The 12,436-nt window shown below is 53.4% G+C and carries 13 protein-coding genes, 1 tRNA gene and 4 pseudogenes; 5 read left to right on the top strand and 13 right to left on the bottom strand.

Going from position 1 to position 12,436, the window contains the following annotated elements:
- Positions 1 to 197: 197 nt before the first annotated feature.
- The 4 genes and pseudogenes from DO97_RS10100 to csaB all read right to left on the bottom strand — a co-directional run bounded on the left by DO97_RS10100 (position 198) and on the right by csaB (position 4,124).
- Positions 198 to 686, bottom strand: a complete 489-nt coding sequence (locus tag DO97_RS10100) for a glycosyltransferase (protein WP_036533013.1) — start codon at positions 684 to 686, stop codon at positions 198 to 200.
- A 30-nt stretch (positions 687 to 716) separates the two neighbouring features.
- The gene (pssD, locus tag DO97_RS10095; protein ID WP_036533081.1) at positions 717 to 1,181 is read right to left on the bottom strand and encodes a PssD/Cps14F family polysaccharide biosynthesis glycosyltransferase; all 465 of its coding nucleotides are present in this window, start codon (positions 1,179 to 1,181) and stop codon (positions 717 to 719) included.
- A gap of 291 nt (positions 1,182 to 1,472) precedes the next feature.
- A complete protein-coding gene (locus tag DO97_RS10090) occupies positions 1,473 to 2,864 on the bottom strand; it encodes a hypothetical protein (RefSeq protein WP_036533012.1) in 1,392 nt (463 codons plus the stop codon).
- Between the two features lie 206 nt (positions 2,865 to 3,070).
- Positions 3,071 to 4,124: pseudogene (csaB, locus tag DO97_RS10085) on the bottom strand (polysaccharide pyruvyl transferase CsaB).
- 52 nt (positions 4,125 to 4,176) lie between these two features.
- On the opposite strand from csaB, the pseudogene DO97_RS31030 reads away from it, so the two are divergent.
- Both DO97_RS31030 and DO97_RS10075 read left to right on the top strand, forming a co-directional pair.
- Positions 4,177 to 4,519: pseudogene (locus DO97_RS31030) on the top strand (DUF2499 domain-containing protein).
- A gap of 40 nt (positions 4,520 to 4,559) precedes the next feature.
- Positions 4,560 to 4,886: a DUF3593 domain-containing protein gene (locus DO97_RS10075; RefSeq protein WP_052128606.1), complete on the top strand. Its 327-nt coding sequence runs from the start codon at positions 4,560 to 4,562 to the stop codon at positions 4,884 to 4,886.
- Here DO97_RS10075 and cobS read toward each other — a convergent pair.
- Positions 4,883 to 5,646, bottom strand: a pseudogene (gene cobS / locus DO97_RS10070) (adenosylcobinamide-GDP ribazoletransferase). The gene DO97_RS10075 and the pseudogene cobS sit on opposite strands and share 4 nt — an antisense overlap.
- A 17-nt stretch (positions 5,647 to 5,663) precedes the next feature.
- Entirely contained in the window at positions 5,664 to 6,191 is a 528-nt protein-coding gene (locus DO97_RS10065; protein ID WP_036533010.1) for a GNAT family N-acetyltransferase, read from the bottom strand.
- Positions 6,192 to 6,264: 73 nt separating this feature from the next.
- On the opposite strand from DO97_RS10065, the gene DO97_RS10060 reads away from it, so the two are divergent.
- Positions 6,265 to 6,990 carry an ACT domain-containing protein gene (locus tag DO97_RS10060; protein ID WP_036533008.1) on the top strand — a complete coding sequence of 242 codons (726 nt, stop codon included), beginning with the start codon at positions 6,265 to 6,267 and terminating at the stop codon, positions 6,988 to 6,990.
- Between the two features lie 14 nt (positions 6,991 to 7,004).
- Here DO97_RS10060 and DO97_RS10055 read toward each other — a convergent pair whose 3' ends face one another.
- The 5 genes from DO97_RS10055 to psbX all read right to left on the bottom strand — a co-directional run bounded on the left by DO97_RS10055 (position 7,005) and on the right by psbX (position 9,662).
- A complete protein-coding gene (locus DO97_RS10055; RefSeq protein WP_036533006.1) occupies positions 7,005 to 7,349 on the bottom strand; it encodes a metal-sensing transcriptional repressor in 345 nt (114 codons plus the stop codon).
- 34 nt (positions 7,350 to 7,383) lie between these two features.
- The gene (locus DO97_RS10050; RefSeq protein WP_052128600.1) at positions 7,384 to 7,941 is read right to left on the bottom strand and encodes a TolB family protein; all 558 of its coding nucleotides are present in this window, start codon (positions 7,939 to 7,941) and stop codon (positions 7,384 to 7,386) included.
- A gap of 2 nt (positions 7,942 to 7,943) precedes the next feature.
- A complete protein-coding gene (locus DO97_RS10045) occupies positions 7,944 to 8,579 on the bottom strand; it encodes a TolB family protein (protein WP_081980708.1) in 636 nt (211 codons plus the stop codon).
- Positions 8,548 to 9,363, bottom strand: coding sequence for a Ycf66 family protein (locus DO97_RS10040; RefSeq protein ID WP_036533004.1), 816 nt, complete (start codon positions 9,361 to 9,363; stop codon positions 8,548 to 8,550). Before DO97_RS10040 ends, DO97_RS10045 begins: the two co-directional genes overlap by 32 nt.
- A 179-nt stretch (positions 9,364 to 9,542) precedes the next feature.
- Positions 9,543 to 9,662, bottom strand: a complete 120-nt coding sequence (psbX, locus tag DO97_RS10035) for a photosystem II reaction center X protein (RefSeq protein WP_036533002.1) — start codon at positions 9,660 to 9,662, stop codon at positions 9,543 to 9,545.
- Positions 9,663 to 9,929: 267 nt separating this feature from the next.
- Between psbX and DO97_RS10030 the strand changes: the two genes are divergently transcribed.
- Positions 9,930 to 10,220 carry a YggT family protein gene (locus DO97_RS10030; protein WP_036533000.1) on the top strand — a complete coding sequence of 97 codons (291 nt, stop codon included), beginning with the start codon at positions 9,930 to 9,932 and terminating at the stop codon, positions 10,218 to 10,220.
- Between the two features lie 46 nt (positions 10,221 to 10,266).
- On the opposite strand, the pseudogene accC reads toward DO97_RS10030, so the two are convergent.
- Positions 10,267 to 11,632: pseudogene (gene accC, locus DO97_RS10025) on the bottom strand (acetyl-CoA carboxylase biotin carboxylase subunit).
- Positions 11,633 to 11,830: 198 nt separating this feature from the next.
- Between accC and DO97_RS10020 the strand changes: the two are divergent.
- A tRNA-Leu gene (locus DO97_RS10020) sits at positions 11,831 to 11,911 on the top strand.
- A gap of 30 nt (positions 11,912 to 11,941) precedes the next feature.
- Here DO97_RS10020 and DO97_RS10015 read toward each other — a convergent pair.
- A complete protein-coding gene (locus DO97_RS10015) occupies positions 11,942 to 12,343 on the bottom strand; it encodes a hypothetical protein (RefSeq protein WP_036532998.1) in 402 nt (133 codons plus the stop codon).
- Positions 12,344 to 12,436 lie beyond the last annotated feature (93 nt).

Here is a 12,436-nt window from a genome sequence, read left to right as displayed (position 1 = left end):
TTAATTTTAAAGTTTGAAGTTCTTAGGGTTTACCAGGAGTACCTAGCTACTGACTGTAGAATTTTATGCAATATTCTGCTGGTTATTCAACAGTCTATCCTCTGTTTTCGCACCATGCCCCTCAAAATAAGGGACTTCACTGAATTTTCATTCGGAGATGAAAAATCTACTTGATGTACCATGAAAGCCTTATTTTTTTAAGTGTTTTTACAGAAACGATCCTCTAAGGTTTGACAGAAGGGCAGCACGGATGATTCGGGGTGTGACATCTTAACCCGGTAGGGATCAGCCAAAAACCTGACTAGGTCTGCGGGTGACCAAGCTACGACTGCGCCCATTGCTGCCAGGGCGATCGCCATTTCCACCTGATGATCATCCACATGTTCTCCGAACTGCCGACTCCGGGGAACGAGAATGTAAGGCTGAGAACAGCTTTCCAAGAGATTCATCGTGCCCTCCCCACAATGAGAAATCACAACCCTGGCCTGTTGAATCAAGGATTGAAACTGAGACTCTATTAATACCTTGTAGGTTTTTGTCCCATTCGGCAGGATTGTGCAGGCACCAAACTGCACCACCACCTCGTCCTGTTCCAAATTGAGGAAACCACAGTTGATCAGAGCTTCCGTCCACTGCATCAGGCGATTAAAGGGAAACTTCTCAGTTCCAACCGTTACGAGAATCATGGCATCCCCTTAGAGGGTGGTTGATAGGCTTTAGAGGGTGGTTGATAGGCTGGGGGTGCCAATATACTCTGCCTGGGGATAGCGGATGAGTAATTCTGGCCATTGGACGTAAAGCGCATCCAGAAACGGTAACACCAACCGGGCGGATAAGCTCAATTGCCGCACCCGGGTAATGGACTCAATAAATACAGTTTGGCAGCCCAAGAGCTTACCCACAATCAAAAAGGGGACTGCTACCCCTGCTCCAGTTGAAAGCACAAGGTCGGGATGTTCCTGGAACAGCACCTGCCAAGATAAAAGAAAGTTCCGGATCAGATTGGGAAGATGACGGTTGGTAGGACTCCAAGCCCAGTAGACTTGCTCCTCCGCCAAAGCCGTTTCCGTAGCAGCTGAGCGAAAGGTTACCCAGACGCGCTCATGGTGCTGCCAAAATGGGTGTAACTGGTGCAGGGTTCTGAAGTGACCACCAGTGGAGCAAACCAACAGAATTTTCATCGGTAAAAACTCAGGCAGCATCAATCAGGATCAAGCTAGTTCCTGGGGTAAATCAAACATCATCTAAACAATACCAACGACGGTAGCAGTTCAGTCGCATTCCTGCAAGGGCTCTCCGTGGAAGCATCCAATCTGGTGCCAGTGCCGGAGTTTGGCCTCAAAACTCAACGCCAACAATGGTCGGATCAAATTCGGGATTGATCGCCACTGCCAGAAAGCTTAGAGCGATGGCACATGAGAGGGCTTTCCAGAATTGGCGGTTGCCAATCTGAGGATCGGCAACATGGCTCCCTAGCCTTGAGGGCGTAAAAACAGCGGCAGATCGACGGCGGTTGCCTCTGATTTGCGCCTCGAGGGATGCGGTTTCGTTACCACCAGTGACGACCACGCAGTAACAGCGGCTTCCGTCAGCGACTTCTGGGAAACAGGCAGGATTATTTCCCCCAATTCATTTTCAGATGGGTTCGGCGCTGCCATCGCTGCCACTTCTAAGATCACTGGGGATGCGCCCAGAATCACCTCAGGGCTGACCGGTGCTGTCACGACTGAAGCCGAGAAAGTGGGAAGGGCCAGTCGTTTCCGGTGCTGATGGGTGGAATTGCCCATTCCTGGTACTAAGGCAGGATCGAGATCGATCGATGCTTGATTGGTGGTGACCGTGGGGGTCTGGGTACCGGATGCCGCTGCGGAATTACTATCCGTGGTTGCCGCATCAATTAGTCGTGCCAGATCCTGCCAGAGGGGATCGCTGGCCTCCGTGATCTTGGCAACCTCCGCTTCGGTGGGTGTTTCAGTCCCTCCCTCGCTCTGAAATGGTTGGTTCAGATCCAGGGTTGGAGCCTGCTGGAGGGTTGTACCTAGGGATATGGACCAAGGGGGAATTGGAGCAGCTTTCGGGGCCAAAGGTTGTTTGGCTACAGCAACCGGGTGGTTGGGGAGGGTTGGGGCGGCGTCCCACTCTTGCCGTTGCGGGTTGCCGGGCATTCCATTGCCATGGGTCAGCTGCCTCCCTTCTGTGCCAGGAATATCAAGGGCAGTTAATGGTTCAGCAGAGGCATTTCTTTCTAGAGATCGCTCCAGTGCCACCTTGAGTTGTAAGGTGTGACTCTGCTGGCGGAAGAGGCGCGTTCTCAAATCCCGACAGGTATTTTCAGTTTGATGCAATTGTTGGGATTGCTCCTGATACTGCTGCTGGTGAAGGGCACAGTCCCTTTCCAGCTCGGCAATGCGCTCCTGACTGTTGATCAATTCAACGGTGAGAGTTGCCATTAAATCCTGTTGCTGTTGATCGGTGCGGTGGGCGACTACCAACTCTTGAGAAAGAGACTGCACTTGGGCTTGCAAGCTGATCAGATCCTGAAAGGTCAGGACGGTTTCTGAGGCATTTTCGCCAGGGGGCGGAGCCATTTGGTAGGTTGCCAGTGCCGCTTCCAGTTGAGCAATGTGGCGCAAAAGATTGCGGTTACACTCACACAGCTCTTGTATTAATCCGACAGGGCTAGAGTCAGAGCCTGTGGATGGGAGAACCATTGCTCCTTCAGACTCCAGGGTCGATGGCAGGGATAGTGGGGTAGGGGTCGTCTCTACCGAGCTGGCCGCAGTTGCTGGGACAGACGGTAGGAGGGTAACAACCTCACCAGCAGGATGATCAGGGGTTAGATTATCAACGTCACAATTGCTCATAGCTCACTCACACTCACTTTCTCTAGGGTGGCACGGATTTGCAGGTCGATGACCATCATCCATTCGTCCCATCGACCTCAGGTCTGTTCAGAACTTGCGCTGCTCAGCGATCTCGTAACGGGTAAAGGTGATTCCTAGGCGAGAACCAGGAATTTTGATCAAACTACTAACATATAAACCGATTTTTGTAACCTCAAGACCAGTAATCACTGCGATCTCAGCTGTTCCTTTAACAGCACTTGGTGTAATTGGGCCTGGGTAACGAAGGATTGAATTTGAGTCCAGGGGAGGGAGGTTTCTTGGTGATACACCTGTAACCAGGCTTGGGTGATCTCCTGGGGACTATCGGGTAATTGGTCAAGTTCCCAGCCTGGGAGTTCTAAAGCCTGCATTAACTGGCTTACCTTGGGATCGTAGCTGAGAGCAAAACACCGACAGCCCTCGGCAGCAGCCATGATCAATCCGTGATAACGCATGGCGATCGCCATGGTGACTCCCTGGAATAGTCCTTTCATTTGTCGGGGATCGGCAAAGCCAATAATCTCACTCACGCCGGGTAATTGGGATTGCAGAGTCTCTGCTAGAGCCAGATCTTGGGAGGGCTGAAACGGCACCAGCAGGAGATAGGTTTGAGTGACCCGCTGAAAGTCAATCAGGGCTTGGGTGAGGTCAGCCAATCGCGGCGCTGTGAGGAGGGGGTGACTGCGGAGGGCAACGGCCACCTGCGGCAACGGTCGGGGTTCCAGACTTGGGGCTGGGGACGATGCCAAAGCCCAAACTGGGTCCGGTGCCAACTGCCAGGGAATTTGCCATTGGGAGAGGAGATTCGCCGAACCACGATCGCGCACACTCACAGCAGTGCAGCCTCTAAAGGTCTGTTTGGCTAGCCACCGGGTGAGGGGGCGTCTCAGGGGACCAATGCCTTGAGCCCAGGCAATGGTTGTCAGACCCAATCCCTGGGCGATCGCCATCAATCCCCCGATAATAAAAGGGACTCAGGGCACTGGTGGCATCTTGGATTAGACTCCCCCCGCCCCAAATGAAGGCATCCGCTTGGTAAAGGGCTTTCAGCACCTTGAGGAGAGAAGTGCGATCGCAACTGGCAACCCCATAGCGTTGCTCGGTTTCCAGGGGGTTGCCTGAGAGTACTAGGGGTTGGACGTGGGAGGGCAACATTTGCAGTAACGTAGCCAGCAGGGCCTCATCGCCCCCATTGCCTTGACCGTAGTAGCCACACAAAACCGCTCGAATTTGTCCCATACTGAATGAGTACTGACCTGCGACATCGGCTCACAACCCTCAGCATCATCCTATGAATGTCCTCTCCCTGCCAACCTGGTTCATCCATATCTCCAGCGTCATTGAGTGGATCGTTGCTACCTGGCTAATCTGGAGCTATGGGGAAGTGCAGCAAAACCGTGCCTGGTGGTGGCTGTCCCTGGCGATGTTACCGGCATTGGTGAGTGCGATGTGTGCCTGTACCTGGCACGTTTTTTGACAATGCCCCAGCCCTTGAGTGGTTGGTGATCTTGCAAGCAACCATGACCCTGGTGGGCAATTGCACATTGATGGCAGCCGCTTGGTGGTTGTGGCGTTCGACCGCTCCCCTGCGGGTCTCCCCCAGCCCTCCCTCAACAACTGCCCCATCGGATTAGCCCTAAGGCTGACTGACGCTGAGTGATCAATTCCTATGTCATGAATAAAGAAACCCTCTTTGCCCTATCCCTGTTTCCCTACCTAGGCTTTCTCTGGTTCTTAACCCGTTCCGGACAGATGCCTCGATTAGCCCTGATGGGGTTCTATGGCACCTTGGTCTTTGTAGCGGTCACCATCCCAGCCGGAATCTATTCCCAGGCCGTCTATGGTCAATCCTTAGCCAATGTAGATTGGCTCCATGGCTCCGCCGAAGCATTTCTGACCCTGGCCAATATTTTGGTAGTGTTAGGGTTTCGACAAGCAATCATCACCGCTCGATGTCGTTTGAAACCACCCCCGCCAGCAGCTCCCACCCAGGGGAGTTAACAAGCTGTCAGTAGGCACAGCAACAATGCCTCGGTCCATTCCACCACCGCTCCGTAGGTATCACCCGTATGGCCGCCGAGTTTGTGATCGAACCAAGCTGCGGTTAAGCAGGCCAGACCACTGCCGGAGATCGCGGCTGCCATGGCCACCCAGAAACGATCCGGGTGGAGTAGAGTCTGAAGCCCACTGATGCCTAACAACAGCACTGCGCTGGGCAGTACCTCCCACCTAGAGCGGATCGCAGCTTTATGGAAGGCTCCTTTACCCATGGGTTTCAGGTAAGGGTACCGGGCGATCGCCACCAATTGCCCCCACCGCCCCCACCCCGCCGATGCAATCATTGCAAACCCCCGATCCCGGTTCAAATCGCTCAGGGCTGTAGTTTTCAGCAACACCAGGGCAATTGCCGACATCGCCCCAAAGGCACCTGTGACACTATCTGCCATCACGGCTAACCGCCGCTCTGGATTCGTCACCGCTAAACCATCGGCGGTATCCATCGCCCCATCTAAATGCAGTCCCCCCCGTGATCCCCATCCAGGCGACCACCACCAGGGCACTGCGGGTCAAGATCGGCACTCCGAGAAGGTTTAACCCCGTATCCAGCAGACTCAGCCCCCCCCCCGAACAACACCCCCACAAAGGGAGCCAACCTCGCCACCCCCTGGAAATCTAAGGCCCAAGCTCCTGGAAGCGGTAAACAGGTATAAAAGGCGATCGCAGCGGCCAGCTGTCCAGGGAACCTTAACAGTCGGTGCATGGGGGGGCATGGGGGGGTTAGTCAGGATACCAGAACATGCCCTTAATGCCTTCCGGATCGGACATAAACCCTAACCCTCGGTAAAAATCAACCACTTGGGGGTCGGCAAATAGAGTAATGTTACTGATATCTTCCGTGCGAAGTTGCTTAATCATCTGCTTCATCATGGCCTTGCCCAACCCCTTACCCTGATAGGTGGGATGGATGACCACATCCCAAATAGTGGCATTGAAAGCATGGTCAGAGGTGGCTCTGGCAAATCCCACCAGCCGTCGCTGACTGCTCCGTTGCTCCCAGATGGTCATCACCAAAAAACTAAACTGAAGTGCCTTTCTGACCTTGCGCATGGGACGACGCGACCAGCCAACTGCATCACACAGTTCCTCCAGTTCATACAGATCTATTTCCCGTTCTGTACTGAAGAAGAGGCGGGCATTGCCACTGGTATATTGACCTACAACTTCAGTAGAATACTCCTCAAGCTGGGTTGCCTTCGGGGCTGAAGCCGGATCAGAACCAGTAAATAAGTTTTTCCAAAAACCCATGCAGATGTGGCTAAGGTAGTGAAGCTAGATAACAGTACTAGCTAGTATATCGCCCGTACTCTCTTAAACGATTATGGCTCCGGGTCTGAAATCCTCGACGCTAGAACTCCTTAAACGCTTCAATAAGGCGTTTCCGAAATTCTATGAGCAATTTGTCAGTAGTGAGGTTCAACTACAAAACCTCAAGTTGGCCTACCAGCTATACCACAGTCAGCAAGCTGTGATTGAAATCAAGCCCGAAGGCAATCGCAGTGTCCTCCAATTTGTCTATCGCAATCAGTCATTTTTACTCAGTGACATCTTTGGCGTTCTCGCTGCCTATGGGCTGACGATTCACAGTCTGAGCTTGTATGGGCAAATTTCTGCCCCGATGCTGGTCTTTGTGAAATTAATCCTGTCTCGGGGTGGGAAGCCGCTGACGGATAAGACCGCTGAAAATACCTGTCGCGCCATTCGTGAGGCCTTGGCGGGACGATTTGAGGTCGAAGAAATGCTGACCGTAGAGTTTAAGCTCAATGAGGGGGTAGAACATGTGGAAACAGAGTTCTATGTTGACCCGGTTTTTCATCTGCCCGCCCTGCTGGTTGAAGCTGACAACCAACCGGGTTTGTTTTACAAAGTTATGAATGCCATCTGGCACGAGGACTTGCTGATTGTCAATGCCACCCTGCTGGTGTGGCGGGGACGAACGCGCCTGATTCTGTATCTCCTCGGCCCCGACGAAAGCTTAATCCCAGAATACTTGGGGCAAAAAATTGCCGAAGGGGTGAAGCGGCGGCTGAAGGGACAGGCAACTTAGTCCCTGGGGGAAGTTCACGGCAGAAAGCGATCGAGGGCAATCTTCAACTCCTCAATCTCAGCTTCAATATTGCCAGCTGCGGCTGCCCTGGCAATGCACTCCGTCAAGTGTTCATCAAGAACCAGACGGGCAACTCGATCCAATGCCCCCCGAATCGCCGCAATCTGCACCAAAACATCGGGGCAGGGGCGACTTTCTTGTACCATCACCTTAATTCCCCGGATATGCCCCTCAATGCGAGAGAGGCGATTGACGATCTGGCGCAGGGAGGCTTCCGAGTGGATATGGGTGTGGGGATGACTGTGAGAGACACTGTCATGGGGCTGGACTGGCGGTAAGTGATGATCAGACTCAATCATGAATTCAGTCCCAAAGGCTCAAGCCAGCAAGAGTTTAGCGGGGTTCGACGGGGATATTCAAGGGCTGCCCGAAACGGTTATAGACTAGGATATCCCATTGCCCATTGATGCTGGCGGCAAAGGCAATGGTACTACCATCGGCACTGATCGTCGGGTCACTCACTTGGGCTGGAAGATTGTCCGTGAGGTTCTGGAGCTGAGTGGTGTCGCGATTGTAGAGATAGAGATCCGATTGCCCCTGACGACTACCCACAAAGACAATAGTACGCCCATCCGCAGAGACAGCCGGACTGGTTGCCAGCAGATCGAGGGCATTTAAGCCCGGCAGATCAACTAAGCGTCGCTCTACGGCATCGAACAGATAAATATCTTGACTCCCCCGACGATCGGAGACAAACACTAAAAACCGACCCGCCATGCGGGGAGTGGCTTCCATAAAGGGGCTGTTGAGGCTGCGTCCGGCGGCATCAAAGGGAAAGCTCAAAAGCCGAGGAGCACTTGTGCAACTGCCTAACAGCGCCGCGATCGCCAGCAGGAGACTGATAGGTTGGGTCGATTTCACAACCCTGGAATCAGAACAGGGGAAAACCATGGTTAGGGCGGCACTGTCACCGGAGATGGCTGGGGACGACCATCATTGGGTCGGTCTAATTCAATATTGGGACCGCGATCGAACACTTCAATATCCCATTGTCCCCGCAGGCTATTTTCAAAGGCAATATAGCGACCATCGGGACTCATACTCGGGTGACGCATCCAACCTCGATAACCCACGCTTAGCGGCTGTACCCGCTGGGTAATCCGATCATAGAGCTGTATCTCTGGACGTCCCTGGGCTGCAGAGAGATAGACAAGGTAGCGGCCTGTGTAACTGAGACTTGGACTTTCAGCGATCGCATCCGGTCGATTTAAGCCCGGAAGATCCCAAAATCGGCGCTGTTGCAGGTCATAGAACAGGATCTGGGCAGTACCATTGCGACTGGAAACAAAAGCCAGGAAGCGACCATCTCCACTGAGAGCGGGTTGTTGATCGGTATAGCGACTGTTGAGGAACATCGATCCCAGCGGCCCTGACCCAGAGCCGCACCCGACCAGGGTTAAACCCAGGCTGGTGATCAGCCCCAGAGCAACCTGACGAGCCCTAGCGTGGAAACCCTTGGCGTGGCTGGGAAGGGATCGATGGGGAGCCGTCCCTCCCCTAATCAAAATTCCCTGAATTGTCGTCTTCATCCGGGTAGTTGACCGGCCGATAATCTGCGTAGTCATCGGCGGGGGGATCGATCGTCGAAGGGGGAGTCTGGCGCACAGTCTCTTGGGTTGGACGCGGTCGTTTGGGACGTGGGGGAGCATCCGAGCCCGAGTTCCGAGGTTCGGAGGGGCGAGGGGAAGGACTGCTGCTAGGGCGGGGAGGTTTGGTTCCGCTCTCCCGATAGCCCTCTCGACCTGCTGTAGTTATGGGTTGATCGGAGGCCGGAGTCTCTGGGCGGGGACGCCGCCTGCGGCTGCGATCGCCAGCATCCGTGACCGGACGATCCACCGTGCCACTGCTGCTGCCTCGACTTGGCGGACGACGGCGCACTTCTCCTTCATATTCATCAGCATAGGTAGACCGAGTGTCCCGGGTGCCCCGAATCCGGCGAGTGACAGGACGTTCATCGTAGGGATTGAGCTCATCCAGTTCGGCCTGGTATACCCGGCTGACCGGACGATCCTCATCCACAATTGGGGTGTCCCGCTTGGCCTGTTCCGTTGCCACTCCCCGCATGCGGATGCTTTCAACGGCAAAGAAAATCGCAGAACCCGTGAGCAAAAATTGTCCAAATTGCAAAATTGGATCCAGCCGCCAACCCTGGAAAAAAAGGATGCCACCGCAGAGTAAGCCCACTGCGGCAAAAAAGATATCGTGATCCCGTGCCAGAGCCGGACGGACTGATCGTAGAAAGTACAGGGCTGCCCCTGCCACCACCAGCACAACACCTAGCAGGCTACTCCAGCCGAACCCAATGTTTACCATGTCCTGTCTCCTGTTTCAGCCTCTATGTTAGCAAGTCACTCCTACCGTCCTTCACAGAACTTGGGAGCATGGGCAGCAGATTTGAGACTACGGCGCTCAATATAAAACCTCAGCTCGACAGGGGACTACAAGAGTCAACGACTGCCGGAAGCTGAGGTCAGGGGATGCTGACAGTAAGGTTAGGAACGTTGAATCTTATCTTTTTGACTGATAAAGACCAGGCCCACAGTGACTGGAACCACTACAATCACGGTACCCCAGAGCAAACTCCAGAGAAAATTAGCTAACGAAGGAGTCATCGATCTTCATCCTTTCTTACAAGATTTCCTAATTTCTAAATTTTAACCGTCTGTTACAACCTTGAGAAGCCATTCTGGCAACCTTCTGAGAAACGCCCTGCCAAATCTCAACTCCCGGATAGTCATGGCTATAGCCGCTCCTCCAGAGCCAGAATGGCCTCTAGCCCTCCCCACCTGGCTTGTCACCCTAGCTGACCCCCACCTGGATCGCAAGATCCATCGATGGCAGTAAAATGAGAACAACAGTGTTACAAAGCTTAAGGATTCATGACCACTGCATTGCTGACAACCTGGGGACTGGGCTTGTTCCTGGGGTTGATGAGCCTCCTCTTCATTGCCCGAATTGTCCTCACCTGGTATCCCCAAGTTGAATTAAATCAGTTTCCCGTTTGTCTGATCGCGTGGCCGACGGAGCCATTATTGATCCCCTTACGCAAATGGCTGCCCCCCCTGGGCGGTGTTGATATTACTCCTATTATCTGGTTTGGGATTTTTAGCCTGCTGCGGGAACTGCTGTTGGGTCAGCAGGGCTTATTGACCCTGCTGTTAACTCCCTAGGGGGTTAACAACTTTGTTTTTTGAGCTGCAAAAATTCCAAAAATCCTCACTGATCTGAATTCGACTGTCGCTGCATCATCTGCTCAACGAAGTTGGTGTAGACCTCGCCATTGAGAAATTCTGTTGTCTCTAGAACTTTCTGGTGAAAACTAATGGTAGTCGGCAGTCCTGTGATCGCACATTCTCGCAGTGCCCGCTTCATCCGATGGATGGCAGCATTGCGATCACATCCCCAAACAATCAGTTTGCCAATCAGAGAATCATAGTAGGGGGGGGATCTCATAGTCGGTATAGACATGGGAATCCATGCGCACCCCTGGTCCACCGGGAGGGAGATAACCGCTAATTCGTCCGGGATGGGGACGGAAGTTGTAATCGGGATCTTCCGCATTAATCCGACATTCAATGGCATGACCCTGGAACTTAACCTGAGCCTGGGTTAAGTTGAGTTTTTCCCCCTGGGCAATCCGAATTTGCTCGGCAATCAGATCCAATCCGGTAATCATTTCGGTGACCGGATGCTCTACCTGAATCCGGGTATTCATCTCCATGAAATAGAATTTCCCCGATTGATCCAACAAGAATTCCACCGTGCCAGCTCCCAGATATTGAATGGACTGGGCGGCCAGGATGGCGGCCTCCCCCATTTGCCGCCGCAACGAATCACTGAGAGCTGGGCTGGGAGCTTCTTCTAGTAGTTTTTGATGCCGCCGCTGAATCGAGCAGTCTCGTTCTCCTAGATGAATCACGTTCCCGTAACTGTCGGCTAGGATTTGAAACTCAATGTGTCGTGGGCGCTCAATAAATTTTTCTAGGTAGACTCCTGAATTACCGAAGGCTGCTTCTGCCTCTCCTTGGGCAGCCTGAAAGGCGCGGATGAATTCGGATTCTTCCCGAACCAGTCGCATTCCCCGCCCCCCACCGCCAGCGGTGGCTTTGATAATCACAGGGTAGCCAATCTTGCGGGCAACCACGATGGCTTCTTTTTCATGGGTCAGCAACCCGTCACTGCCAGGAACCGTCGGTACCCCCACCTGTTGCATCGTGGCTTTGGCGGTGGACTTGTCTCCCATGGCTCGAATGGCCTCGGGGGAGGGGCCAATGAACGCCAGGTTATGATCGGCGCAGATTTCCGCAAAGCGAGCATTTTCTGCCAAGAATCCATACCCTGGATGGATGGCAGTTGCATTCCGCGTCAAGGCTGCGGCGATGATATTCGGAATATTCAAGTAACTTTTACTACTGGGAGGATCACCAATACAGACGCTCTCATCAGCCAATTGAACGTGGAGGGCATGACGATCGACCGTTGAGTGTACCGCAACCGTCGCAATGCCCATTTCTTCACAGGTACGGAGAATCCGGAGTGCAATTTCCCCCCGGTTGGCAATCAAAATTTTTGAAAAATGCATCTGCCAGCGCGATCAGTACAAATTCAGCATATTCCTGGGGGAGGAGGCCTGTTGCAGGAAGAGTCCGCAGGGTGGCGTACAAGCAGCCTACCCTACCAAGAAAACAGACTTTGAAGATTTGCTACCCAGTAGCCCATCCTATCACGCTGGAAATCCCGACAGAGTGCTACAATTGTTAGGCATCAAAAAATGAACCATGCGGATGTGGCGGAATTGGTATACGCGCACGTTTGAGGGGCGTGTGGCTTTGCCTTGCGAGTTCGAGTCTCGCCATCCGCATTCACCTTGATCCCGGCTCCCTGCTGGGTATTAGCCGGAAATTAATTCGGTTTTCCACGTGCCATCGCCTTGGGGGTGTGCCAGTCGCCAGGATTTACCCTCCTGCTGTCGTTGCAGGTAGATGTCAAAGGTGTTCTGTTGCTGGTAGATCGGTCGTTGAGGTAATTGCAGCGTTAAGTCATAGTGACCCTGAATATGAAACCCAGTGAGGTTTTGAATTTCCAGGGGGTCTTGCTGTTGAACCTGCACATGGCTGATGGAGAACTTGGGTGGGGTCGTGGCGGTTAGTTGCAGGAGGCGGGTGAGGGATTGCTGGGTGTAGCTGACTTCCATCGCGATCGCCTGCTGGATCGTTGAGATCTTTGGTTCTGAGAGTCCTCCGCACGCGGTGAGCAACCCCATCAACAGGATCATCAGCAGCCGTCCTATCATCTCCCGCTCCTTATCCAGTGACTAGTGATCTGTCAAGCATTACCAAACCTGTGACATCCCGGTCTAGGGATCAAGGCTGGTGCAAGCGCAGCC

This window comes from Neosynechococcus sphagnicola sy1 (assembly GCF_000775285.1).
Taxonomy (GTDB): Bacteria; Cyanobacteriota; Cyanobacteriia; order Neosynechococcales; family Neosynechococcaceae; genus Neosynechococcus; species Neosynechococcus sphagnicola.
Note: the sequence above shows the minus strand (reverse complement) of the source record. Positions and strands in the feature narration are given on the sequence as shown.